Genomic DNA, 25,353 nt, shown 5'->3' with positions numbered 1-25,353 from the left:
GGCTCATATGAAGAATCGAAAAACAAAATGGATCAGTGCACTGCTTGCCGGATGCTTGCTATTCATAAGTGGCTGTTCACTTCCTGGACTAGCCGGCTCTTCAGGGAGCACGCTGCGAATCGGTGCGCAAAACTTTACAGAATCAGAAATTATGGCCTATATGGTGGGAGACATCATTGAGCATTACACAGATAAAAAGACAACCATTGTGAAGAATTTAGGCTCAAATACGGTCCAGCAGAAAGCAATGGAAAACGGTGATGTCGACATTTCAGCAACACGATATACAGGCACGGATTTAACAAGTACGCTAGGAATGGATGCAGAAAAAGATCCAAAGCGTGCAATGGAAATCGTCCAGAAAGAATTCAAAAAACGCTATGATTACAAATGGTTTGATTCCTATGGGTTTGATAATACGTATGCCTTTGCTGTGACGCAGAAGATGGCGAAGGAAAACAACCTAGAAACAGTCTCTGATTTAAAAAAGAATGCCAAAAATTATCGCTTCGGTGTGGATAATATTTGGCTGAAAAAGAAAGGTGACGGTTACGAAGGGTTTGTGAAAACATACGGAATTGAATTTGGAAGCACTTTTCCGATGCAGATCGGGCTAGTCTATGACGCATTGAAAAATGAAAAAATGGATATTGTGCTTGCCTATTCAACAGATGGCCGGATCAAAGCGTATAATCTCAAAATCTTAAAAGATGATAAACGATTCTTCCCACCATACGATGCATCACCAGTTGTCCCTGAGAAAGTATTAAAAGAAAATCCAGGACTGGACAAGGTGATCAACAGGTTGATTGGAAAAATCGATACCGAACAAATGCAAGAGCTCAATTATCAAGTCGATGGAGAACTAAAAGAACCAGCGACTGTTGCGAGAGATTTTCTAAAGAAACACAATTACTTTGAGTAAGATTGGGAGGTGTCAGAGCTGATGGACACACTACAGCAATTATGGGCGTATTATCAACAGAACGGTTCATATGTGTTAGAAGAATTTTACCGGCATTTCCTCATGTCAGCGTATGGGGTATTGTTTGCGGCAATTGTCGGAATACCAGTCGGCATCTTTGTGGCGCATTACCGCAAACTGAGCAATTGGGTGTTCGCGATAACCAATGTCATTCAAACCATTCCAGCGTTAGCGATGCTTTCTGTGTTGATGCTTGTATTAGGACTTGGTGCAAATACAGTCATCTTATCACTCTTTTTATATTCGCTTCTGCCGATTATCCGTAACACGTACACAGGTATTGTCAGCATTGAGCATGCCTATTTAGAATCGGGGAAAGCGATGGGCATGACGAAATGGCAAGTGCTGAGAATGGTTGAATTACCGCTTGCTTTATCTGTCATTATGGCTGGTTTAAGAACCGCACTTGTGATCGCAATCGGTATTACAGCGATTGGGACATTTGTTGGTGCTGGAGGACTTGGTGATATTATCATCAGAGGATCAAACGCGACAAACGGAACAGCCATTATTTTAGCAGGTGCTATTCCAACTGCGCTCATGGCCATTATTGCCGACCTTGTCATGGGCTGGCTTGAACGCTATTTAAGCCCAATCAACAAGAAAAAAGAAAGCAAGGCGTTAGCTGAAAAAAACATGACGTCCGCATAAATGCTTGAAAAGACAAAACCTCCTCTACATCTGTAGGGGAGGTTTTTTTATCATGATTAGGCGGCTCACATCAGGAGACATTTATGATTCAAGTGTGATCCATTCAGAGGACCACTTCGCAATTTCCTCAAAAACGGGTGCAAGTGAGCGCCCCATATCAGTTAATGAATACTCAATACGCACGGGTGTTTCAGCAAAAACCTCCCGTTTTACAATGCCTGCTGCTTCCAGCTCTTTTAATCTCTCAGATAAAACCCTTCCGCTTAAATTGGTCAGAGCTGCTTCGATTTCACTAAAGCGCTGCGAACCTGAGAGAAGCTGAAAAACAATCAGTGCCACCCAGCGTTTACTTAATAACTCAACTGCTTTTTCAAACCGTGGGCACATATCAGATTGATTCATCTTTCTTCACTCCAATCTGAACCCATTATACCGTAATTCTGTCAAAAATCGGCGCAAAAAGCTTGTCAATGATCAAAACATTTTACGATGACGAACGGCTGTTTAGTAGAAATAACAAATAGCGGTTTAAATCCTCTATTTCATGTTTAGAAAGGGTGGACCATATGTCCCCATTAAATATTTCAAGATCATCAAGTTCATAGTGCTCTGCTGCTTCTTTTATTTGGGTAAAAGCCGTTTCTTCTTCCTTTATGACATAGGCAGAAGATGCTTCTTCAATATACCCTGCAGCCTGCATCATGTCCTCATAAGGTACTTTTAATGCACTTGCTAGTTTTTTAATTGTAGGAGGTTTCGGAATGCCGCGTTTCCCGTTTTCAATCCGAGAAATACCAGCAGCGCTGACCTCTGAATACATCGCTAATTGGTTCACCGATAGTTTCCTTTTCTCACGTAATGCTCTTAAATATGCACCGAAGTTCATCAACTCAAAACCTCACATGGTTAAAGATTATTTATCTCTAGTGTACTCGATTTGTTGACTATTGGCAATAAGTGTACCATGAAAATATTGACATTAGTTAATGGTGGATGTATCTTATGTTTATGCCCCGCTATTTGTTCGCCTTTTTTTGGTTAATGAGCGTGAGAAAGTATTGATTCAGCTGGCTGATGTCTTGTGCGGTGAGTGTTTCCCATTGGTCTCCATCGAAAATAGGGAGATGTTCTACATCCTTTTGAAGCGCCGTTTGATAGATTTTTAATATGGATTCATATTTCGGTTTCATTTCATGCACTTTTTCCTGTTCAATATAACCGGCAAGCAGCATTAAATCCTCATAAGGCACCTTCAAAGCGCGTGCTAATTTTTTTATGGTTAAAGGCTTTGGCACACCACGCTTTCCATTCTCAATCCGAGAAATACCGGCAGCGCTTACGCCTGAATACATGGCGAGTTGATTGACAGACATCTTTCTATTCTCTCTTAAAATGCGTAATTGTTCACCAAAGTGATTCATGTCATCGAACCTCACATTTCAGTATATGACTTATTTTAGTATGATCATTGACCAAAGGAAATAGAAAGGGCGTAAAAGTGTTGACATAAGTTAATGAATCCGAGAGATGTGAGAATCCTACATGTTGTACATATTGATCCTATAGGAGGTTGTAATGATGGTCGAAAAGATTCAGATCAGGCGGGCTTTTGTGATGCAGTATATGATCGAAAACGATATGTCTTTAAATCAGCTCGCAGATGAAATTGGCATCTCTCCTGCCACACTCAGCAGGGTATTGAATGGTCACCGTAAGCCAGGACAGCTTGTCATTGGCAAAATGATTCATTACTTTGATAAAAAATTTGAAGATTTATTTTACTATGAAGATGTTGACAAAAGTCAATGAATAAAATCATTGTATGATCATTAAGGAGGCGGCTTCATTGAAAAGAACTGGAATGGTAAGACACATCGATTCGCTTGGCAGAATTGTTCTGCCTTCAGAAATGCGAAAGGTACTCAATATAAAAGAAGAGCAGCTGTTAGAAATTTTCATCGAAGATCAAACCATTATGCTGAAAAAATATGATGCAGATAAGAGCTGTTTATTAACTGGCCAAATAACGAAATACAACAAAAGTTATGGAAATGGTAACGTCGTGCTGAGTCCTGAAGGAGCTGAACGGTTGTTAGTAGAATTAAAACAGCTCTTAAAAGAAGAAGCAACTCGCTAAAAACGCTTTTTAACCTCAAAAATTGCATATAAAAATGCTGCATACAATCCATTGGAGCGAAATTGAATCAAAATGACAAATAAAGTCGACAATATATAGGAAATCTTTATTTTGATGTTTCGTGACATGCACCTTGTTTTCATGTAAAATAAAGTTATGTGTACCAGTTTGTCTGGAGGTGTTTTCATGCACGCATTTGTTATCACATTACTCGTAATTGTCAGTATCGCACTTATCATCGTTGTATTATTACAATCAAGTAAAAGTGCAGGACTGTCAGGCGCTATTTCAGGTGGAGCCGAGCAGCTTTTCGGTAAGCAAAAAGCGAGAGGTCTTGACTTGATTCTTCACCGATTAACTGTCATTTTGTCAGTGCTTTTCTTCATCTTAACACTTGCATTGGCATATTTAGGCGTGTAGGCGCGAGTAACAGAAGGTCTGATCTTTTTTCAGACCTTTTTTTATTATCAGCACTCTTTTGTGTTTGTTTCATACATACAAGTGGAAAATATAAACCATATCAGAAGGAAAGGAAGTCACATCATGAAAGTTGTTACACCAAAACCATTTACGTTTAAAGGTGGAGAAAAGGCGGTGCTTCTTCTTCACGGTTTTACTGGGAATACAGCCGATGTTCGTATGCTTGGGCGTTATTTGAATGAAAGAGGCTATACATGCCATGCACCTCAATACAAAGGACACGGTGTACCGCCAGAGGAGCTTGTTCATACAGGTCCTACAGATTGGTGGAAAGATGTAGAAGAAGGCTATCAATTTTTAAAAGACGAAGGTTATGAGGAAATTGCGGTCTGCGGACTATCCCTCGGAGGAGTTTTTTCATTGAAATTAGGTTACACTGTACCTGTAAAGGGAATTGTACCTATGTGTGCACCTATGTACATAAAAAGTGAAGAAGTCATGTACCAGGGTGTACTAGATTATGCCCGTAACTATAAAAAATTCGAGGGTAAGTCAGAGGATCAAATTGAGCAAGAGATGGAAGAGTTCAAGAAAACACCAATGGGTACACTCAAGGCTCTTCAAGAACTCATTGCAGATGTCAGAAACAATGTTGACATGATTTATTCACCTACTTTTGTTGTTCAGGCACGTCATGATCATATGATTAATACAGACAGTGCCAACATTATTTATAACGAAGTAGAGACAGATGAAAAACATTTAAAGTGGTATGAAGAATCGGGCCATGTTATCACGCTTGATAAAGAGCGGGAGAAGGTTCATCAGGATGTATATGCATTCTTAGAATCACTCGATTGGTCAATTTAAATATATAGGGGGTTAGAGTGTGCAAAAAGAAGAATTTATGGATGAATTACTTGCGTTTATGCAAGAAGAGGCGTACAAACCATTAACGGTACAGGAATTAGAAGTCATGATGGAAATTACCAATCCAGATGATTATAAAGAGCTCGTCAAAGCACTTGTGATATTAGAGGATCAGGGACTGATCGTCCGTACCCGCAGCGACCGCTATGGTGTACCGGAAAAAATGAACTTGGTAAAAGGGAAGCTGTCTGCGCATGCAAAAGGATTTGCATTTGTGACACCAGAAGAGTTTGGACAGGATGATATTTTCATTCCGCCAAATGAGCTAGGCACAGCAATGAATGGCGACACCGTCATGGTTCGTGTCAGCCACAAATCAAATGGCACCAAAAAAGAAGGAACGGTCATCCGTATTCTGGAGCGTAATACTCAGACGGTTGTCGGTACCTATACAGAAACGAAAAGCTTTGGTTTTGTCATTCCTGATGATAAAAAAATCACAAACGATATCTTCATTCCGAAATCCGCTAAAAACGGAGCGGTTGAAGGTCATAAAGTCGTTGTCACGCTGACAAGCTATCCAGAAGGTAGAATGAGCGCAGAAGGTGAAGTGACTGAAATCCTTGGTCACAAAAATGACCCTGGCATCGATATTTTGTCGATTATTCATAAACACGGGCTGCCAGGTGAGTTTCCGGAAGAAGCGCTCCAGCAGGCAGTAGACACACCTGAAACGATTGATGAAAAGGACCTTGAAGGTAGACGTGATCTGCGCAATGAAACGATTGTGACGATTGACGGTGCAGATGCAAAAGACTTAGATGATGCCGTAACCGTGCAAAAGCTCGATGATGGCAAATATAAGCTCGGCGTGCACATTGCAGACGTTTCTCATTATGTTACAGAGAATTCGCCGATTGATCAGGAAGCCTATGAGCGCGGAACGAGTGTGTATCTTGTAGACCGCGTTATTCCAATGATTCCTCATCGCCTGTCAAATGGCATTTGCTCATTGAATCCGAAGGTTGATCGTCTCACACTCTCTTGTGAAATGATCATTGATCGTAGTGGGAAAGTCGTCAAACACGAAATTTTCCAAAGTGTGATCAAAACGACGGAAAGAATGACCTATTCCGATGTGAATAAGATTTTAGTTGACCAAGATGAAGAGCTTTTAGACAAATACGAGCCGTTAGTACCAATGTTCCAAGAGATGGAGAAGCTTGCAGAAATTCTGCGTGACAAGCGAATGGAGCGCGGAGCAGTCGACTTTGACTTCAAGGAAGCAAAAGTACTTGTAGATGATGAAGGCGCAGCAAAAGACGTAGTCATTCGTGAGCGTTCCGTTGCCGAAAAATTAATTGAAGAATTCATGCTGGTGGCAAACGAAACAGTTGCCGAGCATTTCCACTGGATGAATGTTCCGTTCATTTACCGAATTCACGAAGAACCAAATCCTGAGAAGCTTCAGCGCTTTTTAGAGTTCGTGACGACGTTTGGTTACATTGTGAAAGGGACGTCAACGAACATTCACCCGCGTGCACTTCAAAGTGTACTTGATGCCGTCCGTGATCAGCCGGAAGAAGTCGTGATTCAAACTGTGATGCTTCGCTCAATGAAACAGGCGAAGTATGATCCAGAAAGCATTGGACATTTTGGATTATCAACGGAATTCTATACACACTTCACATCGCCGATCCGCCGCTACCCGGACTTAATCGTGCATAGGCTGATCAGAACCTATTTAATAGAGAAAAAGACAGACGAAGCGACCCTTGAAAAATGGGGTCAATTGTTGCCAGAAATCGCTGATCATGCATCTACAATGGAGCGCCGCTCTGTTGATGCTGAGCGCGAAACAGATGACCTGAAAAAGGCAGAGTATATGCTTGATAAAATCGGTGAAGAGTTTGATGGTATGATTAGTTCCGTCACGAATTTCGGACTATTCGTTGAACTGCCGAATACGATAGAAGGCCTTGTCCATGTGAGCTACATGACAGACGATTACTATCGTTTTGATGAACAGCACTTTGCCATGATCGGTGAGCGGACAGGGAATGTATATCGCATTGGTGACGAAATTACTGTCAAAGTGGTGAGTGTGAATAAAGATGAGCATTCCATTGATTTTGAAATCGTCGGGATGAAAGGCACTCGCCGTAAATCACCAAAAGACTTCAAGTTCAAAAAACGGACAGATCCACCAGCCAAAAAAGGACGCGGAGGTCAAAAGGCCTCTGGGGAAAAAGGCAAAGAGGATAAAGGCGGCGACTGGTTTACAGGTCGTAAAAAGAAGAAAAAGAAAAAACGCGTTTTTGATAACGCACCGAAACAAAAGCGCAAAAAGAAAAAGTAACGTGACAAAAAGCAAATAGGGCACCATGCTCTATTTGCTTTTTGACCACGTGGCATCAGCATTGTCGAAAGCTGGATTGTTTGATAAAATAATCCGTACGATTTGGACCGTGTCTGTGTCAAAAGGAGGGTGTACGCCAATGCCAAAGGGAGAGGGAAAGGTTGTTTCCCAAAACAAAAAAGCCAATCATGATTATTTTATAGAAGAAACATACGAAGCCGGACTTGTATTACAAGGAACTGAAATCAAATCCATTCGAGCAGGAAAAGTGAATTTAAAAGATTCCTTTGCCAAAATCGAACGAGGAGAAGTGTTTCTTCACAATATGCACGTGAGCCCATACGAGCAGGGGAACCGTTATAACCATGATCCGCTCAGAACGAGAAAGCTGCTTCTTCATCGCAAGCAAATCAGCAAATTGATTGGTGCGACAAAGGAAGAGGGCTACTCACTTGTTCCCATTAAACTCTATTTGAAAAATGGCTTTGCCAAAGTGCTAATTGGAGTCGGTAAAGGGAAGAAAAAATATGATAAACGTGAAGATCTGAAGAAAAAAGATGCGAAACGTGAAATCGAGCGAGCTTTCCGTGACCGGCAAAAGCAATTCTAGACGCATGCAGATGGCTTGCTGAGAGCGGAAGCATTATGCTACAATATGTTATGCAGTAAACAATCATCGTCGTTTTTTACAGAAACCACCAGTTGTTTCGAGCGATGAGATTGTTATAATAGTCATATACGGAAGCAGTTAAGCGAAAGAACGTTTCCATCCCGTATATCCCTTTTACAAGGGGACGTTACGGATTCGACAGGGATGGTTCGAGCTTAGGCTGCGAGCCGAGAGGCGATCTCGTTAACACGCACCTAAATGTAACTGGCAAAACTAAAAGTTTTAACCAAAACTTAGCACTAGCTGCCTAATAAGCGCAGCGAGCTCTTCCTGACATCGCCTATGTGTCTGTGAGGAGCCCAATGAAGTAGGCTACGCTTACGTTTTCGTCTGAGGACGTAAGAAGAGATCCATCAGACTAGCTCTCCAAGCGCCCGTCAGCAGGCATGAGGATGAGTGAACACGTAAATATGTTGACTACGCTCGTAGACGCTTAAGTAATCGATGTCTCTGGACGTGGGTTCGACTCCCACCGTCTCCATCAAAACTTTTAGAATGCAGTCGTATCAAGGGTTTGAAAGCCCTTGATGCGGGTCTGGTATCATGAAAATCTAATTACTCAAAAAAAGACGCTATGAATAGCGTCTTTTTTTTATGTTTTTATTTAATAATAGTTGTTTGTTTAAAAAACATAGGATATCTTCCAATATAGTATTTTTATGTTATAAAAATTGAATTAATTTCTAAACAAACATCTTCATTTAGCCGATGATGAATTGTAGGGATATTTAACCATTACTATATTCTTATGAAAATTTATTTAATTAAATGAAGAAGATAGAACAAATTGTTCAATATAAAAGCAGAAAATTGCGAACAAACTCGGTATTTGGAAAAATCTCAACAAAAATGTTGAAAGTAAACTAGGAGGATAAGTACTTATGAAATCAGGAAATAAAAAATCGATATTGGCAGTAATTATGATGTCAGTCATGCTTTTAGCATTTGGTGCAGCATGCGGTGACACAAAAGCCTCAGAAAAAGAATACGCTGATTGGTACGAATCAAATCGAAGCGATCTTGAAGATGCTATGCTTACATACGCGAAGCGTATGATGGAGGCTGACCCTACCGACGACCAATGGGCTAAAAACGTTAAAAAATCACTAGATGATCTGCAAAAAGTTGTCGATGACGTAAAAGCGAAAAAGAACGCACCTGCTGCTTACAAAAAAGCACATGAGCATTTGGTCAAAGCAAGCGAAGGGTATCAATACTTAATTGATGAAACACCTAAAACGATTAAGACAATCGATGAAAATACGGTAGATGGACTCAATGTGATTGAGCACAGACTTGATAAAGCCCTTGAAGAAACGAAGAAAGCAGACGACGAAGTTGAAAAAGTAGCAAGCGATTCAAAAAACGATAAGAAATGAGGAAACAGACCTTGAAAACAAACAAAAAGTCGATCATTGCAACAATCCTTTTAGTATTCGTATTAGCGCTAACAGCAGCGTGTGGTAAAACAGAAACAACATCAGAATTAAGTCGTAAAGAAGCGAATGCTGCGTCAAAACCAAAAGAAACAAAAGCCGAGCAAGAAGCCTATGTTGATTGGTATGACGCACATATGGATGCCCTTGAAGATGAAATCATCGTTTATGAAGACCTTTTAAGAAATTCCGTGGCGGGGGATAAAGTATGGATGTCAAAAGTTGATAAATCTATTGCAAGAGCGCAAAAAATAATCAATAAAGCACAGAAAAAAGAAGCCGTTCCAGCAACATTTAAGACGGCTCATAAGCACACACTCCGTGCCGGAAAGGAATATCAATTCATTGTTGATAATACAGATGAAATGCTGTCTGAATATGATCCCGAACTCAAACTCATGCAAGAGGTAGTGAACACGATTGATGAAGTACATGCTGAAATTGAAAATGCAGACAACGAAGTCGATCGTCTTGTAGATGAAAAACAACTAAAACAATAAAAATGAGTTACTAGCATGAATGCAATCAACCCAATAGCTATTGATGCAGAACACAGCGGTTATGCTGCTGTGTTTTTTTATAGTTTTTTAGTGAAGATACCTTTAATCTAGAATCTATTGAGAAAGCGCTATAAATCGATTTGTCCTAATAGATGAAACTTATGAAAACGATTAGACATTGATATTTCTCCTATCACAATATGCTTCTCCAAGTGAAGCATAAAAAATAGTGAAAAGGATAAGGCCTCGTAAACAGAAAACATTCGAAACTTTCCAAAAAACCGCCAACCAATTCAAAATCACATCTTCCCATTTGAGACGTCCTCATATATAGTAAGATTAGACTAGTTCTAAATAACTGAAATTGGGGCGTTTACATGGATTCGATTGTTTTACATTTTATTGTGATCATGAGTGTTTCTGGCATTCTGTCCGTAATATTATCAATCATTGCTCATGCAAATCGCCATCGGTATATTGGCTGTCAATTGTTTATGTATATGTCTGGAGCAACTGCGATTTATATTTTTGGACATACATTTGAATTATTGGCGCGCACCCCTCAAGAAATTACATTCTGGGTTAGTTTTCAATACATAGGTCTTCCGTTTATTGCACCGTTCAGCCTAATGATTGTGCTGCAGTTTACTGGTTTCCATCAATATGTAACAAAGCGCCGCGTGCTTCTCTTCTTGTTGATTCCAATTTTAACCACCATTCTGGTGTTCACCAACTCTTTTCATTCACTCTTTTACCGAAGCATCACGATGAATACAGTAGACGGGTTTTTATTAGCTGATTTTACCATTGGTTATTGGTATATCATTCATGGGGTCTATACATTTGGCTGTTCCATGCTCGCTATTTTTATGCTGCTTTGGTTTTTACGTGTGAAGAAAGAATATTTGAAACAGGTTCTGATCTTGCTCGTTGGAATATTATTGCCGATCACGACCTCTTTTATCTATTTATTAGGTGTCACGCCTTTTCACATTGACCCAGTACCAGTGGTGATGTTTTTAACCAACGCACTCTACTTATGGGCGATTATGTCTTTTCATCTCTTTAAGCTCTCTCCCATTGCCATGGAGCGTGTGTTTGAACATATGTCAGAAGGTGTTCTTCTATTGGATCGATACCGAACACTGATTGATTATAACCCTGCGGCTGCATTGATCATTCCTGTGCTCGCTAAAAAGGGAATCGGCTATAAAATCGATGATATATTCTCAGGGATCATCAAAGAGCCAGCGTTTATACAGTGGCTGCGTTCTCCGCAGGACCATTCACAGTACGATTTAATGTGGGAAAAAGAGCAGCCCTTCTATTATCATCTCACTGCTTCTTCTCTTTTTAATAGAAGAGGCGAAGTCGAGGGCAGGCAAATTGTGATCAGCGATGTTACGGAGCAGCGACTATTGCAGGAAGAGCTGGAGCGCCGAGCATATATTGATGGTTTGACGAATATCTTCAATCGGTCTTCCTTTATTGAACGAACGCAGATGTTATTGGAAGAGGATGCGCAGGATACTGCGATATTGCTATTTGATATTGATTTCTTTAAACAAATCAATGATACGCATGGACATCATATTGGAGACGAGGCGTTGCGTCATGTTGTGTCCATTTGTCAGCAGCATTTGAAGATGGATGATTTATTTGGCCGATATGGTGGAGAAGAGTTCGCCATTTGTCTGCCGCATCATTCATTTGAAGAGGCATGTCATATTGCGGAACAGATGAGACATTCATTTGAAGTGAGTTTCTTTCAGACAGATGAGAAAAAAGTAAGAGTGACAGCAAGCTTTGGCGTCGCCCATACAGCGAATGATCCCTCTATATTAGAAACGCTTCTATTTGAGGCAGATCAAGCCTTGTATATGTCAAAACGCCAAGGACGTAATCGGATTTATGCATCAACTGGTTCGGACTATATGCTATACCAAAAGCAGGATCTTCCGCCTGCTTCTCATTGACTGTTGTCCTTCATTTAGATATGATAAACATAACATTTGAACGGTTTCCTAAAGGGGAGTAGCTTTTACGGTTTGGTCGTCATTACAGAAACATCCGTTGTTTCTCGGCCATTCCGGCATGAACATGTTAGCCAGACCTTTGCCTATCACACATGAGGCAAAGGTCTGGCTTTTTTTAAGGTCTTTTTGCATCTGTGTGGTTGGAAGCTGGACAAATGAGGGGTTTCAACATACAGATGAAAGGATGATGGATCTTGAAACAATATGTGATGGCGTTTCTATTTACCGGTACGTTTTTGTTAAGTGGATGTTCAGGACTGCTAGACCAAGTAAACGATACAACGACATATGTCACAGAGGCAAATGAGTATGTGACAGATATTCAGCAATTCACAGAGGATTTTCCACAGCTTGCGGAAGAAGCTGTACAAGATGCTGCCAAAAGAGCAGATTTGACGCAGCAACTGGAATCATTGAAAGCAGACATTCAAGAATTTAATGAACTCACAGCCCCATCAATAGCAGAAGACCTGCATGCACAAATCATAGAGAAAAATAAAGTGCTGTCAGAGGAGATTCAAGCCTATTTACAGCAATTGAAAATGGACAACTTCGATGCTGCAGCTATTTTAGAGGATCAGCAAGGGCTCATGAAGCAGCTTCAGCAATCGGTCAGCCTTTTGCAAGATATTGAACAACTAACAAATTAGGATAAGCAAACGGTGATCACAGCATATCTTTGCCTTTTCAGGTGAAGATATGCTTTAATTGAATGTAACACAAGTATGATAGAAAAAAGGTGATCAGATGACAGAACATGAAGAAAGACATATCGCTTCGCCTAGAGCTGAGAAGGAAAAAGAGCAATTAATCAATCGCTTAAAACGAGTGGAAGGTCAAGTGCGAGGGATTCAGCAAATGATTGAAAACGATCGTTACTGCATAGATGTCGTGAATCAAATTTCTGCTGTCAATGCAGCTTTAAAAAAAGTGAGTCTTCAATTAATGGAAAAGCATACACATCACTGCGTAGCGGATGCCATTAAGAGCGGTAATGGGGATGAAGCCATTGAGGAGTTAATGAATGTCTTCACGAAGCTGACAAAATCGTAGCAAAAAGCGGATCATTTATGTTTACAATGATACCCTACTAGGGTATAGTAAAATTAGAAAATGATTGATGGAGGCGATGAGAAGTGGAACAAGCAACACTACAAGTGCAAGGCATGTCTTGCGGACATTGTGTGAAAGCAGTCGAAGGAAATGTAGGAGAATTAGCAGGTGTTGAATCTGTGAAAGTCCATTTAGATAAGGGTCAGGTGGAGGTTTCCTTTCACCCAGATCAAATCACGTTACACCAGATCTCTGATGTCATTGAAGAACAGGGATATGATGTCGTATAAAATGAGCATACGTGCTGCATAAGACAGCACGTATTTTTTTAAAAATAACAATACCCCCATGGAGTATGTGGAGAGGTGAGATAAATGAAAAAAGAAATTGATTTTCAAATTACGGGAATGACTTGCGCCGCCTGTGCAGGCCGCATTGAAAAGGGCTTGAACAGGTTGGAAGGTGTGGACGACGCCAGTGTGAATTTTGCGCTTGAAACATCCCACATTGTGTATGAAACAGAACAACTCACAGCAGAGGATCTAAAACAAAAAATTCAATCTCTTGGCTATGATGTGGTGATGGAGCAAGCCGAATTTGATATAGAGGGAATGACATGTGCGGCTTGTGCAAACCGAATTGAGAAAAAAGTCAACCGGATGGATGGTATTGATCAAGGATCAGTGAACTTTGCGCTTGAGTCACTTCAGGTGACATATCATCCAGGGAAAATATCTCCAAGTGACATAAAAGAGGCTGTGAAATCCATTGGATATTCATTAATCGAACCAGCCGAAGAGCATGCAGAGGAAGGGAAAAAAGACCATCGCCAAGCAGCTATTGAGAAACAAACGGCACGCTTTTTGTTCTCGATGATTTTGTCATTGCCTCTTCTTTGGGCAATGGTCAGTCATTTTTCTTTCACATCGTTTATTTGGCAGCCAGAAGCGTTTATGAATCCATGGGTTCAGCTCGCATTAGCAGCGCCCGTCCAGTTCATTGTCGGCTGGCCTTTTTATGTAGGTGCTTATAAAGCGTTGAAAAATAAAAGTGCCAATATGGATGTCCTTGTGGCACTAGGGACATCGGCTGCTTTTTTCTATAGTTTATATGAAAGTATTCAGTCAGCAGTTCAAGGCACACATGAAGCGGCCCTTTATTATGAAACGAGTGCTGTGCTGATTACGTTGATTGTGCTCGGAAAGTTAATGGAAGCAAGAGCGAAAGGGAGATCATCAGAAGCGATTCAAAAACTGATGGGCTTACAAGCGAAAGAAGCTGTGATAGAGCGAGATGGGAAAGAAATGACCGTTCCTATTTCTGAAGTGAAAGTGAATGATCTTGTGTTCGTCAAGCCAGGTGAAAAAGTCCCGGTAGACGGAGAAATCATCGAAGGAACAACAGCGATCGACGAATCGATGATTACAGGAGAAAGTCTGCCAGTTGATAAAACCACAGGAGATACAGTCATCGGGGCAACCATCAATAAAAATGGATTTGTGAAAGTGAAAGCAACAAAAGTAGGAAAAGAAACGGCTCTTTCACAAATCATTCGAGTCGTCGAACAAGCGCAAGGCTCAAAAGCACCAATTCAAAGAATGGCAGATCAAATTTCAGGGATATTTGTCCCCATTGTTGTAGGATTGGCTGTGCTCACTTTTTTGATTTGGTATATCTTTGTTGATCCAGGAAATGTGACAGCAGCCCTTGAAACCTTTATAGCGGTCATCGTCATCGCATGTCCTTGTGCGCTTGGTCTTGCTACACCGACCTCTATTATGGCAGGCAGCGGCCGGGCAGCTGAATCAGGTATTCTGTTTAAAGGCGGAGAACACTTAGAGGTAACCCAATCACTAGATACAGTAGTGCTAGATAAAACAGGGACTGTGACAAAAGGGGAGCCGAGTCTTACAGATGTGATTGCGTCTGCCAATTGGACAGAAGATACGCTGCTTCAGTTAGCAGGATCGGCAGAACAGCAGTCAGAGCATCCACTTGCCAAAGCGATTACAGAAGGCATGAAGAACCGGGGTCTCCAAACGATCGAGGTAGAAGCCTTTCAAGCAGATCCTGGTCATGGAATTGAAGCAAGGGCTGCAGGACATGAGCTTTTGATTGGCACACGGAAGCTCCTAAAGAAACATCATATCAGCTGCGAAGCACTAGAAGCAGTTGTGACTGAGCTTGAAGAACAAGGAAAAACGGCGATGCTCATTGCCATTGACGGCGAGCCAGCAGGTATTGTCGCCGTTGCTGATACAATCAAATCGTCTTCTTCTCAAGCGGTCGCTCGTCTCAAAGAGCAAGGGATTCACGTCGTGATGATGACAGGAGATAACAAACGCACAGCAGAAGCGATTGCGAGTGAGGCAGGCATAGATCATGTCATTGCTGAAGTTCTTCCAGAGGAAAAAGCGGCTCATATTGCAGCGCTTCAGAAACAAGGAAAAAAAGTGGCGATGGTTGGAGACGGCATCAATGATGCCCCTGCCCTTGCAACAGCAAATATCGGGATGGCTGTCGGAACAGGTACAGATGTTGCCATGGAAGCGGCAGATATTACGCTCATGACTGGAGATCTCCATGCCATTGCAGATGCACTTGAATTTAGCAGAAAAACGATGAGAAACATTAAACAGAATCTATTTTGGGCACTTGCTTACAATTGTATTGGCATACCAGTCGCCGCATTTGGGTTCCTGGCACCATGGCTTGCAGGAGCGGCAATGGCCTTTAGTTCTGTATCGGTTGTGCTGAACGCACTAAGATTACAGCGATTGAAACCTGTCAGAGAGGGTGTGGCAAAATGAAGCTGAATGTCAAATGGGTGTGGACGTTGAGTGCTGTGATTTATGTAGCCATTGTACTGATAGGCTATGCGGTTTATGTCGAACTTTCTCCTCTTCAAGAGCCGCCAGCTGATCATATGCAACATGAGACTTCATCAGAAGCGAAGTCCTCGCATTCGGTGTCAGTCCTGCGCTTCGGTGCTCGCCCTTTCTAGACTTCAATGGATTTCTATCACAAAGAGCTAACATAAAGTTCATTTTAGCTCTTCTCAACAACCTGAGACTTCGCCAAAAGCGAAGTCTTTTTTTAACAATTTTGTGGAAAAACCCACCTTTTAAAAGATTTTTCATAAAAAATTCACTTCTTTTTGTTCCTTTTTGTCGTTTTTTGTAGGTTCATCGTTAAGATGCGATTAGGCAACAAAGAAAGCGTTATCAAAAAAAGGGGGTCCACGTATGAAAAAGTTAGGGTTAGCTTCTCAAATACTCATCGCACTTGTTTTGGGTGTTGTCGTAGGAGCACTATTTTATCAAAATGAAACCGTTATTAATGTGTTAACGCCGATTGGCGATATATTCATCCACTTAATTAAAATGATCGTTCTTCCAATTGTTATTGCTGCATTGATTGTAGCCGTTGCAGGTGTAGGCGATATGAAAACCATCGGAAGACTCGGTGGAAAAACGATTCTTTACTTCGAAATTGTGACAACGATTGCATTAGCAGTTGGACTGCTTGCAGCAAACGTTTTCCATCCTGGTACAGGAATTGATATGAGTAACATGGAGAAAGGCGATATCTCTAAATATGAAGAGACATCTAAGTCTTCTGCCGAAAAAGCTAGTTTCTCTGAAACGATTGTGCATCTTGTGCCAACAAACGTGTTCCAATCCATTGCAGAAGGTGATCTATTACCAACAATCTTCTTTACAGTGTTATTCGGATTAGGAATTGCAGCAGTTGGAGACAAAGGAAAACCAGTGTTAGGATTTTTTGAGGGCATCCTCGAAGCGATGTTCTGGGTGACCAATAAAGTGATGAAGTTTGCACCATTTGGTGTATTCGCGCTCATCAGTGTGACGGTGATCAAATTCGGGGTCGGAGCGCTTCTCCCGCTAGGTAAACTGGTACTTGTCGTTTACGGCACAATGGCATTCTTCGTTATTGTCGTACTTGGCATTATCGCAAAATTAGCTGGAACAAGCGTCTTTACACTATTTAGAGTGTTAAAAGAAGAAATCATTCTTGCATTCTCAACAGCAAGTTCAGAAGCTGTATTGCCTAGATTAATGGACAAAATGGAGAAGTTCGGATGCCCGAAAGCGATCACGTCGTTCGTTATCCCAACAGGCTATACCTTTAACTTAGATGGAAGTGCCATCTATCAATCCATTGCCGCCATATTTGTTGCACAAATGTACGGCATGCCTCTTTCCATCTATGAGCAAATTACGTTACTATTAATCTTAATGCTCACATCAAAAGGAATGGCTGGTGTACCAGGTGCATCGATCGTTGTTGTCATCACAACACTTGGAGCAATGGGACTTCCACTTGAAGGACTTGCCTTCATCGTTGGGATCGACCGTATCCTTGACATGGTTCGTACAACTGTTAACGTATTTGGTAACTCACTTGCAGCCATTGTCATGTCTAAGTGGGAAAAAGTGTTTGATCAAGAGAAATCGAAGAAGTATATTGAGGAATTAAAACAACAAACAAAAGCAGCGTAAAAGGAGATCTTTTCAAATGACGAAGCTACAGGACAAGCAAGTTCGTATCGAACGAGACTTTCTAGGTGAAAAGGAAGTAGACACTCAAGCGTATTATGGAATTCAAACATTACGTGCAGTAGAGAACTTTCCAATTACTGGCTACCATGTTCATGAGGAACTCATCAAAGCATTAGGGATTGTCAAAAAGGCAGCCGCACTTGCAAATATGGATACAAAGCGACTATATGCTGGTCTTGGAGAAAAAATTGTTCAAGCCGCAGATGAGGTTATTGAAGGAAAATGGAACAATCAATTTATTGTCGATCCAATTCAAGGCGGGGCTGGCACTTCAATGAATATGAATGCCAATGAAGTCATTGCAAACAGAGCGCTTGAACTACTAGGAAAGGAAAAAGGCGCTTATACTGAGCTAAGTCCAAACACGCATGTGAACATGTCGCAGTCAACAAACGACGTTTTCCCAACAGCGATTCATATTTCAACATTGAATATGATTGAAAAACTACTTTATACGATGGAAAACATGCATCAAGTCATGACAGAAAAAGCGCAAGAATTCGATCATGTCATCAAAATGGGACGTACGCATCTTCAGGACGCTGTTCCAATCAGACTTGGTCAAGAGTTTAGTGCATATGCAAAGGTTCTTGCTCGTGATATTAAACGAATCAAGCAGTCTAGACAGCATTTATATGAAGTCAATATGGGCGCAACAGCAGTTGGAACAGGACTGAATGCTGATCCTAAATATATTCGCCAGGTAGTTGGTTATCTAGCTGACATTAGCGGATTGCCGTTAGTTGGAGCAGAAGATTTGGTCGATGCTACGCAAAATACAGATGCTTATACAGAAGTATCAGCTGCACTGAAAGTATGTATGATGAATATGTCCAAAATGGCAAACGATATTCGTTTGATGGCTTCAGGTCCTAGAGCAGGCTTTGGTGAGCTGCACTTGCCGCCGAGACAGCCAGGTTCATCTATCATGCCAGGGAAAGTCAACCCAGTGATGCCTGAGGTCATGAACCAAGTGGCATTCCAAGTCATTGGAAATGACCACACGATCTGCCTTGCATCAGAGGCTGGTCAGCTTGAACTGAACGTCATGGAGCCAGTTTTAATATTCAACTTACTACAGTCTCTCAGCATGATGAAAAATGTATTTGAATCCTTTGTCGATAACTGCTTGCGTGACCTAAAAGCAGATGAATCTAGATTAAAAGAATATGTAGAAAAGAGTGCTGGTGTCATGACGGCGGTCAATCCGCATATTGGTTATGAAGCTGCTGCACGAATTGCGAGAGAAGCGATTCTTACAGGCGTATCTGTACGTGAGCTTTGTCTACAAAATGATGTGTTATCAGAGGAAGAGCTTGATGTCATCTTAAATCCTTTTGAAATGACGAAACCAGGTATTGCTGGTGCATCACTTTTAGAAAAGGATCGTTTAGAAGATTAAGCGGCATCATGAGAAGCGCACACCGACAAATGTCCGGTGTGCGTTTTTTCATGGACTGTTTGTTTTTCTGAAGCTCACATAGTATACTATCGTCAATTATTAGGGATGTGACTGCGTTTGAATTTACTGAAAAAATGGTTGAATACAGAGCCTTATTTAATTATCATGCTCATTGTTCTGACTCCGATTGGGGGAGAGCTGAAATTTTATCCATTTGAGGATAGCTTTCGGGTCAGCTTTGGAACCGTTGTCTTTTTCTTTATCCTGCTTCAAATGAAAAAATTCCCGGCATGGGCAAGCGGCATCATTGCGGGGGGATCAGTGTTTGCATTCCGGGTGCTTCTTGATACCGCTGTGTCAGGCCACTTAGCGCTGGAAGAGGCCGTTTCTTTAAGATTTCCTTCCCTGCTGTATTACGTCGTCTATGGCACGCTTTTTTATGTATTACAGGTCAGACGTTTCCGTGATAAGCCTTGGCTCATTGGGGCGACAGGGATCATCATGGAACTATGTGCAAGTGTAGTCGAAATGATTGCACTCAGGGGAGCCATTGATGAAATTTTAACAGTGAGAACGCTGTTTCAACTATTTGTATTGGCGATTTTCAGAAGCTTTTTCGTATTGGCTTGTTATACGATGATTCGATTATACGAAGAACAGGCGAGAGAGCGCCAAATGAAGAAGGAAAAGGAACACCTGTTGATGCTGCTGTCGAATCTTTATACGGAATCTACATATTTTTATAAAACCCTTGCACATGCTGAGCACATTACAGCTACTTCATATCAATTGTATCAGTCTCTGCATCATGCAAAGGATACGGAATCATTAGATTTGAAAAAACTCGGAAAAACAGCCCTGCAAATTGCAGGTGAGGTACACGAAATCAAAAAGGATAATCAGCGGATTTTTTCTGCCTTATCAAAACTGATTCATGAGGAAAACTTTCAGGAGTATGCAAGTCCTGCTCATATCGCTGGACTTGTAATTCGTATCCATGAAAATTACGCGGAATCTCTTAAAAAACACATCGTTTTTCATTATGATGAAGAAGGGCAGCATCCCGCTTATCACGTGTATACCATTCTATCTTTATTAAATAACATTGTATCCAATGCCGTTGAAGCCATTCCGGTGAATGGAGAGGTATCACTATCCATTTCACGGAAAGAGAATGATGTGATTTTTCAAATCAGTGACAACGGGCCAGGCATTAAAGAGCGTAACCATCATGTGATCTTTAAACCGGGCTTCACTTTAAAATACGACCAAGCCGGGAACCCATCAAGCGGCATCGGTCTTTCCTATGTGAAAGACACAGCCGAGAAGCTTGGCGGAAGTGTTGAAATGAAGAGTATCCCAAATCAACAAACGATGTTCACTTTAACGATACCAATTGATCAAGTCAGCAGAAAAGAGGGGAATGGGAGATGAGATTTTTTATTGTTGATGATGATGAAGCTGTTCGTTCTTCACTGGCACAGCTCATTGAAGATGAAGAGCTTGGCATTGTGGCAGGGGAAGCAGAGGATGGTGCTGAAGTAACAGCGAGCTACTTAAATGATTTGCATATTGATATCTTGTGTATTGATCTTCTGATGCCTGAAAGGGACGGTCTTGAGACGATTCGAGCGATCAAGGATGAATTTCATGGGAAATATTTAATGCTGTCACAGGTAGAAACAAAGGAACTCATCGGCCAGGCATATACGCTCGGTGTCGAGTATTATGTGACAAAGCCGATCAATCGGGTAGAGGTCTTAAGTGTGCTCCATCTCATGATTGAACGACTGCATTTAGAGCACTCAATTGAAAATATTCAGCATTCGCTCAAATCGGTCATGCAGTTCCAGCAGCGCGGACAGACAAAAACGAAGCAACGCGGGAAAAGTCTTGCAGAGGCAGGTCAGTTTTTGCTCGCGGAGCTTGGGATTGTCGGTGAAAAGGGGTCTAAGGATTTACTAGATATGATTCTTTTCACAGATCAGTATTTAGCGTTACATGCCGATCAGCACGACTCTTTTCCTTCATTAAAAGTGATTTTTACTGGCATCACAGAGGATAAATTAAACGAACCTTTTACATCAGCAGACATCGCAAGAGAAGCAAAAGCAGCGGAACAGCGGGTAAGACGTGCGATCAACCAATCATTGAAACACATCGCCTCGCTCGGGTTAACCGATTTTTCACACCCAACCTTTGAAAACTATGCATCAAAATTTTTCGATTTTACCATTGTGCGTAAGAAAATGAGTGAACTCACAAAAGAGACAAGTGGAAGAGAAGAGCACACACGTATCAATGTGAAGAAATTTGTACAGGTGCTCTATTACGAGGCGAAACGTATTTTTATGGAAGATTAAAAAGACATGCTCTCTATAAGGAGGGCATGTCTTTTTTTGTGATGGATTGAAGATGCATCTGCAGCACGGAGCGCATGAGCTGAGGCGGTAAACGATGGGGCTGTACGATTCCATTCAATGCAAGCCCATTGATGACCGCATAAAGCCGCTCAGTTTCTAATAAAAGATCGATATGATCTAGCAGTAGCTCATCCTCGTTCAATTTCATTAAGCAAAATTGAACGGTTTGAAAAAGCTCGTCATACATCTTTGCATTGAGCGGCTGTAAATCTGGTTCAGTCAGTGCTTTGACTGTAAAAGCCTGCCACACCTCCATTTCAAATATTCGTTCTTCGTCTAGTGGAAGAACCTGCTCCAATAACGTGAATACATTTTCCTCTGTTGAACCGTTTAATGGAAGCTTAGCAATTCGCTCCTTCACTCTTTCCTGAATTAAATTCATGGAGAATAGAAACAATTCTTGCTGTGTGGAAAAATAATGACGCATAGAGCCGGCTGAAATGCCAGCTTCTACGGCTATTTTTCGTACAGAAGCGCTTTCCAATCCCTCTTGTTTAATCACTCTCATAGCAGCTTGAGCGACCTTTTGTTTTTGTTTATGGTGATCGACGATTTTTGGCATACGTTGATTTTAGCACAGCTATTGTTTTTTTAACACAGTTGTGTTATTTTTTTATTTAATACAATCGTATTAAAAAGGATGTGGGGAAATTGGTCGGTTTATTGATTGTGGCATGTGAAATTGGTTTTTGGCTGTTTATTCTTATGGGCTTAACACTGCGTTATGTGTTTAAACAGAAAAAATGGGGTGCTTTCTTTCTTGTCTGTACGCCGGTTTTAGATCTCATCCTTCTTGCGGCTACTTATATAGATTTAAAGCAAGGGGCTGTGGCGAGCGTCATTCACGGGCTTGCGGCTGTTTATATTGGTGTGAGTCTGGCCTTTGGACATCAAATGGTGAAATGGGCGGATGCTAAGTTTGCTTATCGTTTTGCAGGAGGCCCTAAGCCGAAGGGAAAACCAAAGTACGGGAAGGAGCGGTCTTTGTATGAAATGGTGGGCTGGACGCGTCATTTCATCTCTTATGTCATCGGAGCGGGGCTATTATATGGATTGACCTATCTCATCCAAGCACCAGAACGAACGGAATCTCTGATGCAGCTTGTCAGTGTGTGGGGGATGGTCTTAACCATTGATTTCATCATTAGCATCAGCTACGTCATTTGGCCGAAAAAACACCCGGAAAATATAGCAGGATGACAAAAAAGACAGGCGGATTTACTCCACCTGTCTTTTCTTATGATGACAGTCCTTTATAAATGGTGTCAATATTCCATTTCATCATCTTATAGTAGCTGTCCCCATCTTCACCTTCTTTGCCAATAGAATCCGTAAATACTTTCCCCTTAATCGGAACTCCGGTTTCCTCAGATAGGCTTTCAAGGCTGCGCTTATCTACACTTGTTTCAAGAAAAAGGGCAGGAACTTGATGATCTTTGACAAAATGAATGATGCGCTTCATTTGTCCAGGTGTTCCTTCACTTTCTGTGTTGATCTCCCAAATGTAGCCGGCTTTCAGTCCATACGCATCCGCAAAATATTTGAATGCCCCTTCGCTTGTGACAAGGAGTTTTTTGTCTTTTGGGAGTTGATCAAACTTGTCTTTTGCTTCATCGTGAAGCGTTTGAAGCTTTTTGATATAGGTTTCAGCATTTTTCTCGTAATCCTCTTTATGCTCAGGATCTGCTTGAATGAGCGCATCTCTGGCATTTTGCGCATAAAGAATCCCATTCTCGACATTCAGCCATGCGTGTGGGTCCTGCTGGCTTTCAAGCCCTTTTGAAGACAAATACTTCACTTTGACGCCTTTACTCAGCTCGGCTACAGGTGCATCATCCCCGTCCTTGCCGCTCGATTCAAGCAGTTTTTGAAACCAGCCATTCCCTGTTTCAAGGTTCAAGCCATTAGATAGAACAAGGTCTGCATCCGTCGTATACTGAACATCCTTTGGCAGTGGGTCAAATTCATGTGGGTCTGTACCAATAGGAACAATGCTGTGAATAGAGACATGCTGTCCTCCTACTTCCTTCACAATGTCATAAAGAATGGAGTAGGTCGTGACAACTTTTAATTTACCGTCATCTTTTCCGGAACTTTTTTGCTGAGTAGAACAGCCTGCGATGACCAAAAGGGCAATACATACTGCGGTCAAACGGATTGCTAATACCTTCTTCATATATGTCCTCCTTTTACATAGACGCTTCCTTTTTTAACTGTGTTCGTTTTCGCTTCGATTTTAAGGATCTCCACAATATCCCTTGTTTCGGTGAAAAGATAAAGGCACTGCCGAATAATATGGTCGCGACCAGCACAATGGAAGCACCAGACGACAAGTTATACGTAAAGCTGAGTCCAAGTCCTACGACGGCTGAAACTGCTCCAAAAAAAGCAGATAAATAAATCATGATCCATAGCCGGTCTGTCAATAAATAAGCGGTGGCAGCTGGTGTAATAAGCATTGCAACAACAAGAATAATACCTACAGTTTGCAGGGATGCCACGGTCACTAAGGTCAATAAGGTCATGAGGAAATAATGGATCATGCGATTCGGTAAACCGTAAACGGAAGAAATCACTGGATCAAATGAACTAATGAGCAGTTCTTTGTAGAAAACAATGACAGCCAGTAAAATGAAAATGCCGATGCCAAGCGTGATCCACATATCAGATGAACGAACGGCTAGTACGTTTCCAAACAAGATATGATATAAATCGCTGGAACTTTTCAAAAATGTAATCAAAATGATCCCAATGGAAAAAAAAGCAGTGAATACGATCCCGATGGCAGAATCATTTTTAATGCGGCTGTTTTGACTGACATATCCGATGCCGATGGCTGTCAGTACACCAGTTAGAACCGCACCAAAGAAAAAGTTAATGCCGAGCATATAAGAGATGGCGACACCTGGAAGTACAGCGTGTGAAATCGCATCTCCCATCAAAGCCATTCCCCGTAATATGATAAAGCAGCCAATGACGCCGCAGATGATCCCTACCATAACGGATGTAAATAACGCTTTTTGTAAAAACGCATATTCAAAAAGTCCGGTTAAGAATTCCATTACGCGTCTCCTCCTGCTGATTTTAAAAATGGCAGCTGTGTTTCATATGCTTGGAGCATGACCTCAGGACGAAGAATATCATGGACAGGCCCTGCTTTGACCAGCTTCTTATTTAGAAGAACGAGATGGCTGAAGTAATCATCGGCTTTACTTAAGTCATGGTGGACGACCAGAATGGTTTTTCCTTCATCTCGTAATTCCTTCAAAATGCGGATCATCGTTTCTTCACTTGCCATATCAATTCCGACAAATGGTTCATCTAAACAAAAGAGCTGTGCGTTTTGAGCGAGTGCTCGCGCAAGGAAGACACGCTGCTGCTGACCGCCGGATAATTCCCCAATCTGTCTTTTGGCAAAGTCCTGCATCCCGACCTTTTCTAAGCAATGGTACGCATAGGCACGGTCTTCTTTTTTCGGTCGTTTGATCAATCCGAGCTTTGGGTATGTGCCAAGCAGTACGGTATCCAGCACATGGATAGGAAACGTCCAGTCTAGATCATTTCTTTGCGGTACATAGGCGATCTGTTTTCTCACTTGTTTAAAGGGTTGTTCAAAAAAACGAATGTCGCCTTGATCCTTTTCAATTAAATCCAAACATGCTTTCAATAAAGTCGATTTACCAGCACCATTTGGACCAATGATTCCAGTCATCGTTCCTTCCTGTATGGAAAGAGAGACGTTTTCTAGTGCATCCTGTCCGTGGTATGAGACATACAGGCGGTCGATTGTTAAAGCATATGACATCTCTTAAGGCCCCTTTCGATCAT

General features: G+C 41.5%; 28 protein-coding genes and 1 other RNA gene. 22 read left to right on the top strand and 7 right to left on the bottom strand.

Features of this window, described 5'->3' with window-relative positions; genetic code table 11:
- Positions 1–7: 7 nt before the first annotated feature.
- On the top strand, positions 8–925 hold the full coding sequence (locus AC0VYC_RS15710; RefSeq protein WP_008347678.1) for an osmoprotectant ABC transporter substrate-binding protein: 918 nt from the start codon (positions 8–10) through the stop codon (positions 923–925).
- Between the two features lie 21 nt (positions 926–946).
- Complete coding sequence (locus AC0VYC_RS15705) at positions 947–1,636, top strand: ABC transporter permease (protein WP_475388802.1); 690 nt, start codon at positions 947–949, stop codon at positions 1,634–1,636.
- An 81-nt stretch (positions 1,637–1,717) separates the two neighbouring features.
- On the opposite strand, the gene AC0VYC_RS15700 is transcribed toward AC0VYC_RS15705, so the two are convergent.
- The 3 genes from AC0VYC_RS15700 to AC0VYC_RS15690 all read right to left on the bottom strand — a co-directional run bounded on the left by AC0VYC_RS15700 (position 1,718) and on the right by AC0VYC_RS15690 (position 3,057).
- Complete coding sequence (locus AC0VYC_RS15700; RefSeq protein WP_007500199.1) at positions 1,718–2,038, bottom strand: winged helix-turn-helix transcriptional regulator; 321 nt, start codon at positions 2,036–2,038, stop codon at positions 1,718–1,720.
- An 82-nt stretch (positions 2,039–2,120) separates the two neighbouring features.
- Positions 2,121–2,522: a helix-turn-helix domain-containing protein gene (locus AC0VYC_RS15695; RefSeq protein ID WP_159145118.1), complete on the bottom strand. Its 402-nt coding sequence runs from the start codon at positions 2,520–2,522 to the stop codon at positions 2,121–2,123.
- Positions 2,523–2,652: 130 nt separating this feature from the next.
- Complete coding sequence (locus AC0VYC_RS15690) at positions 2,653–3,057, bottom strand: helix-turn-helix domain-containing protein (RefSeq protein WP_007500204.1); 405 nt, start codon at positions 3,055–3,057, stop codon at positions 2,653–2,655.
- Between the two features lie 154 nt (positions 3,058–3,211).
- On the opposite strand from AC0VYC_RS15690, the gene AC0VYC_RS15685 reads away from it, so the two are divergent.
- From AC0VYC_RS15685 to AC0VYC_RS15595, 19 genes are all read left to right on the top strand, one after another.
- A complete protein-coding gene (locus tag AC0VYC_RS15685; RefSeq protein WP_008347669.1) occupies positions 3,212–3,445 on the top strand; it encodes a helix-turn-helix domain-containing protein in 234 nt (77 codons plus the stop codon).
- 37 nt (positions 3,446–3,482) lie between these two features.
- On the top strand, positions 3,483–3,773 hold the full coding sequence (locus AC0VYC_RS15680; protein WP_008347666.1) for an AbrB/MazE/SpoVT family DNA-binding domain-containing protein: 291 nt from the start codon (positions 3,483–3,485) through the stop codon (positions 3,771–3,773).
- Positions 3,774–3,959: 186 nt separating this feature from the next.
- The gene (gene secG, locus AC0VYC_RS15675) at positions 3,960–4,193 is read left to right on the top strand and encodes a preprotein translocase subunit SecG (protein WP_003212746.1); all 234 of its coding nucleotides are present in this window, start codon (positions 3,960–3,962) and stop codon (positions 4,191–4,193) included.
- A gap of 123 nt (positions 4,194–4,316) precedes the next feature.
- The gene (locus AC0VYC_RS15670; protein WP_008347663.1) at positions 4,317–5,063 is read left to right on the top strand and encodes an alpha/beta hydrolase; all 747 of its coding nucleotides are present in this window, start codon (positions 4,317–4,319) and stop codon (positions 5,061–5,063) included.
- A 19-nt stretch (positions 5,064–5,082) separates the two neighbouring features.
- Positions 5,083–7,422: a ribonuclease R gene (gene rnr, locus AC0VYC_RS15665; protein WP_024719828.1), complete on the top strand. Its 2,340-nt coding sequence runs from the start codon at positions 5,083–5,085 to the stop codon at positions 7,420–7,422.
- Positions 7,423–7,561: 139 nt separating this feature from the next.
- On the top strand, positions 7,562–8,032 hold the full coding sequence (smpB, locus tag AC0VYC_RS15660) for an SsrA-binding protein SmpB (protein WP_008347658.1): 471 nt from the start codon (positions 7,562–7,564) through the stop codon (positions 8,030–8,032).
- A 180-nt stretch (positions 8,033–8,212) separates the two neighbouring features.
- Positions 8,213–8,576, top strand: a transfer-messenger RNA (tmRNA) gene (ssrA, locus tag AC0VYC_RS15655).
- Between the two features lie 397 nt (positions 8,577–8,973).
- The gene (locus AC0VYC_RS15650) at positions 8,974–9,471 is read left to right on the top strand and encodes a hypothetical protein (RefSeq protein ID WP_008347656.1); all 498 of its coding nucleotides are present in this window, start codon (positions 8,974–8,976) and stop codon (positions 9,469–9,471) included.
- A gap of 11 nt (positions 9,472–9,482) precedes the next feature.
- On the top strand, positions 9,483–10,028 hold the full coding sequence (locus tag AC0VYC_RS15645) for a hypothetical protein (protein ID WP_024719826.1): 546 nt from the start codon (positions 9,483–9,485) through the stop codon (positions 10,026–10,028).
- A gap of 377 nt (positions 10,029–10,405) precedes the next feature.
- The gene (locus AC0VYC_RS15640; protein WP_058336929.1) at positions 10,406–12,004 is read left to right on the top strand and encodes a histidine kinase N-terminal 7TM domain-containing diguanylate cyclase; all 1,599 of its coding nucleotides are present in this window, start codon (positions 10,406–10,408) and stop codon (positions 12,002–12,004) included.
- Positions 12,005–12,258: 254 nt separating this feature from the next.
- Positions 12,259–12,714: a DUF6376 family protein gene (locus AC0VYC_RS15635; RefSeq protein WP_058336928.1), complete on the top strand. Its 456-nt coding sequence runs from the start codon at positions 12,259–12,261 to the stop codon at positions 12,712–12,714.
- Between the two features lie 97 nt (positions 12,715–12,811).
- Positions 12,812–13,117: a metal-sensing transcriptional repressor gene (locus AC0VYC_RS15630; RefSeq protein ID WP_017359234.1), complete on the top strand. Its 306-nt coding sequence runs from the start codon at positions 12,812–12,814 to the stop codon at positions 13,115–13,117.
- Positions 13,118–13,200: 83 nt separating this feature from the next.
- Complete coding sequence (gene copZ, locus AC0VYC_RS15625) at positions 13,201–13,407, top strand: copper chaperone CopZ (RefSeq protein ID WP_017368060.1); 207 nt, start codon at positions 13,201–13,203, stop codon at positions 13,405–13,407.
- An 84-nt stretch (positions 13,408–13,491) separates the two neighbouring features.
- Complete coding sequence (locus tag AC0VYC_RS15620; protein WP_427243744.1) at positions 13,492–15,927, top strand: heavy metal translocating P-type ATPase; 2,436 nt, start codon at positions 13,492–13,494, stop codon at positions 15,925–15,927.
- Complete coding sequence (locus AC0VYC_RS15615; protein ID WP_160757998.1) at positions 15,924–16,121, top strand: hypothetical protein; 198 nt, start codon at positions 15,924–15,926, stop codon at positions 16,119–16,121. The genes AC0VYC_RS15620 and AC0VYC_RS15615 overlap by 4 nt, the downstream gene beginning before the upstream one ends.
- Before the next feature lie 241 nt (positions 16,122–16,362).
- Complete coding sequence (locus AC0VYC_RS15610) at positions 16,363–17,640, top strand: cation:dicarboxylate symporter family transporter (RefSeq protein WP_007500222.1); 1,278 nt, start codon at positions 16,363–16,365, stop codon at positions 17,638–17,640.
- 16 nt (positions 17,641–17,656) lie between these two features.
- On the top strand, positions 17,657–19,102 hold the full coding sequence (gene aspA / locus AC0VYC_RS15605) for an aspartate ammonia-lyase (protein WP_035701391.1): 1,446 nt from the start codon (positions 17,657–17,659) through the stop codon (positions 19,100–19,102).
- A gap of 117 nt (positions 19,103–19,219) precedes the next feature.
- Positions 19,220–20,536 carry an ATP-binding protein gene (locus AC0VYC_RS15600; RefSeq protein WP_017368058.1) on the top strand — a complete coding sequence of 439 codons (1,317 nt, stop codon included), beginning with the start codon at positions 19,220–19,222 and terminating at the stop codon, positions 20,534–20,536.
- On the top strand, positions 20,533–21,465 hold the full coding sequence (locus tag AC0VYC_RS15595) for a response regulator (RefSeq protein ID WP_039168273.1): 933 nt from the start codon (positions 20,533–20,535) through the stop codon (positions 21,463–21,465). The genes AC0VYC_RS15600 and AC0VYC_RS15595 overlap by 4 nt, the downstream gene beginning before the upstream one ends.
- A 13-nt stretch (positions 21,466–21,478) precedes the next feature.
- On the opposite strand, the gene AC0VYC_RS15590 is transcribed toward AC0VYC_RS15595, so the two are convergent.
- Entirely contained in the window at positions 21,479–22,087 is a 609-nt protein-coding gene (locus tag AC0VYC_RS15590; RefSeq protein ID WP_041091908.1) for a TetR/AcrR family transcriptional regulator, read from the bottom strand.
- Between the two features lie 89 nt (positions 22,088–22,176).
- Here AC0VYC_RS15590 and AC0VYC_RS15585 point away from each other — a divergent pair, with 89 nt between their 5' ends.
- Positions 22,177–22,725, top strand: a complete 549-nt coding sequence (locus tag AC0VYC_RS15585; protein WP_047945414.1) for a hypothetical protein — start codon at positions 22,177–22,179, stop codon at positions 22,723–22,725.
- A 37-nt stretch (positions 22,726–22,762) separates the two neighbouring features.
- Here AC0VYC_RS15585 and AC0VYC_RS15580 read toward each other — a convergent pair whose 3' ends face one another.
- Genes AC0VYC_RS15580 through AC0VYC_RS15570 form a run of 3 tightly spaced genes read right to left on the bottom strand, consistent with a single transcriptional unit; the run spans position 22,763 to position 25,330 of the window.
- Positions 22,763–23,701, bottom strand: coding sequence for a metal ABC transporter substrate-binding protein (locus AC0VYC_RS15580; RefSeq protein ID WP_096881855.1), 939 nt, complete (start codon positions 23,699–23,701; stop codon positions 22,763–22,765).
- 13 nt (positions 23,702–23,714) lie between these two features.
- Complete coding sequence (locus AC0VYC_RS15575; RefSeq protein ID WP_007500236.1) at positions 23,715–24,587, bottom strand: metal ABC transporter permease; 873 nt, start codon at positions 24,585–24,587, stop codon at positions 23,715–23,717.
- Positions 24,587–25,330, bottom strand: a complete 744-nt coding sequence (locus AC0VYC_RS15570; protein WP_019743627.1) for a metal ABC transporter ATP-binding protein — start codon at positions 25,328–25,330, stop codon at positions 24,587–24,589. The genes AC0VYC_RS15575 and AC0VYC_RS15570 overlap by 1 nt, the downstream gene beginning before the upstream one ends.
- Positions 25,331–25,353: the final 23 nt, after the last annotated feature.

Source organism: Bacillus sp. iso_77, from assembly GCF_056173625.1.
This window is presented reverse-complemented; position numbering and strand designations above follow the sequence as displayed.

Bases quoted from the DNA above. Each gene is read 5' to 3' on its own strand.
- AC0VYC_RS15710 (WP_008347678.1), top strand. From the start codon at position 8: ATGAAGAATCGAAAAACAAAATGGATCAGTGCACTGCTTGCCGGATGC.
- AC0VYC_RS15705 (WP_475388802.1), top strand. From the start codon at position 947: ATGGACACACTACAGCAATTATGGGCGTATTATCAACAGAACGGTTCA.
- AC0VYC_RS15700 (WP_007500199.1), bottom strand. From the start codon at position 2,038: ATGAATCAATCTGATATGTGCCCACGGTTTGAAAAAGCAGTTGAGTTA.
- AC0VYC_RS15695 (WP_159145118.1), bottom strand. From the start codon at position 2,522: ATGAACTTCGGTGCATATTTAAGAGCATTACGTGAGAAAAGGAAACTA.
- AC0VYC_RS15690 (WP_007500204.1), bottom strand. From the start codon at position 3,057: ATGAATCACTTTGGTGAACAATTACGCATTTTAAGAGAGAATAGAAAG.
- AC0VYC_RS15685 (WP_008347669.1), top strand. From the start codon at position 3,212: ATGATGGTCGAAAAGATTCAGATCAGGCGGGCTTTTGTGATGCAGTAT.
- secG (WP_003212746.1), top strand. From the start codon at position 3,960: ATGCACGCATTTGTTATCACATTACTCGTAATTGTCAGTATCGCACTT.
- AC0VYC_RS15670 (WP_008347663.1), top strand. From the start codon at position 4,317: ATGAAAGTTGTTACACCAAAACCATTTACGTTTAAAGGTGGAGAAAAG.
- smpB (WP_008347658.1), top strand. From the start codon at position 7,562: ATGCCAAAGGGAGAGGGAAAGGTTGTTTCCCAAAACAAAAAAGCCAAT.
- AC0VYC_RS15650 (WP_008347656.1), top strand. From the start codon at position 8,974: ATGAAATCAGGAAATAAAAAATCGATATTGGCAGTAATTATGATGTCA.
- AC0VYC_RS15640 (WP_058336929.1), top strand. From the start codon at position 10,406: ATGGATTCGATTGTTTTACATTTTATTGTGATCATGAGTGTTTCTGGC.
- AC0VYC_RS15630 (WP_017359234.1), top strand. From the start codon at position 12,812: ATGACAGAACATGAAGAAAGACATATCGCTTCGCCTAGAGCTGAGAAG.
- AC0VYC_RS15620 (WP_427243744.1), top strand. From the start codon at position 13,492: ATGAAAAAAGAAATTGATTTTCAAATTACGGGAATGACTTGCGCCGCC.
- AC0VYC_RS15615 (WP_160757998.1), top strand. From the start codon at position 15,924: ATGAAGCTGAATGTCAAATGGGTGTGGACGTTGAGTGCTGTGATTTAT.
- AC0VYC_RS15610 (WP_007500222.1), top strand. From the start codon at position 16,363: ATGAAAAAGTTAGGGTTAGCTTCTCAAATACTCATCGCACTTGTTTTG.
- aspA (WP_035701391.1), top strand. From the start codon at position 17,657: ATGACGAAGCTACAGGACAAGCAAGTTCGTATCGAACGAGACTTTCTA.
- AC0VYC_RS15595 (WP_039168273.1), top strand. From the start codon at position 20,533: ATGAGATTTTTTATTGTTGATGATGATGAAGCTGTTCGTTCTTCACTG.
- AC0VYC_RS15590 (WP_041091908.1), bottom strand. From the start codon at position 22,087: ATGCCAAAAATCGTCGATCACCATAAACAAAAACAAAAGGTCGCTCAA.
- AC0VYC_RS15580 (WP_096881855.1), bottom strand. From the start codon at position 23,701: ATGAAGAAGGTATTAGCAATCCGTTTGACCGCAGTATGTATTGCCCTT.
- AC0VYC_RS15575 (WP_007500236.1), bottom strand. From the start codon at position 24,587: ATGGAATTCTTAACCGGACTTTTTGAATATGCGTTTTTACAAAAAGCG.
- AC0VYC_RS15570 (WP_019743627.1), bottom strand. From the start codon at position 25,330: ATGTCATATGCTTTAACAATCGACCGCCTGTATGTCTCATACCACGGA.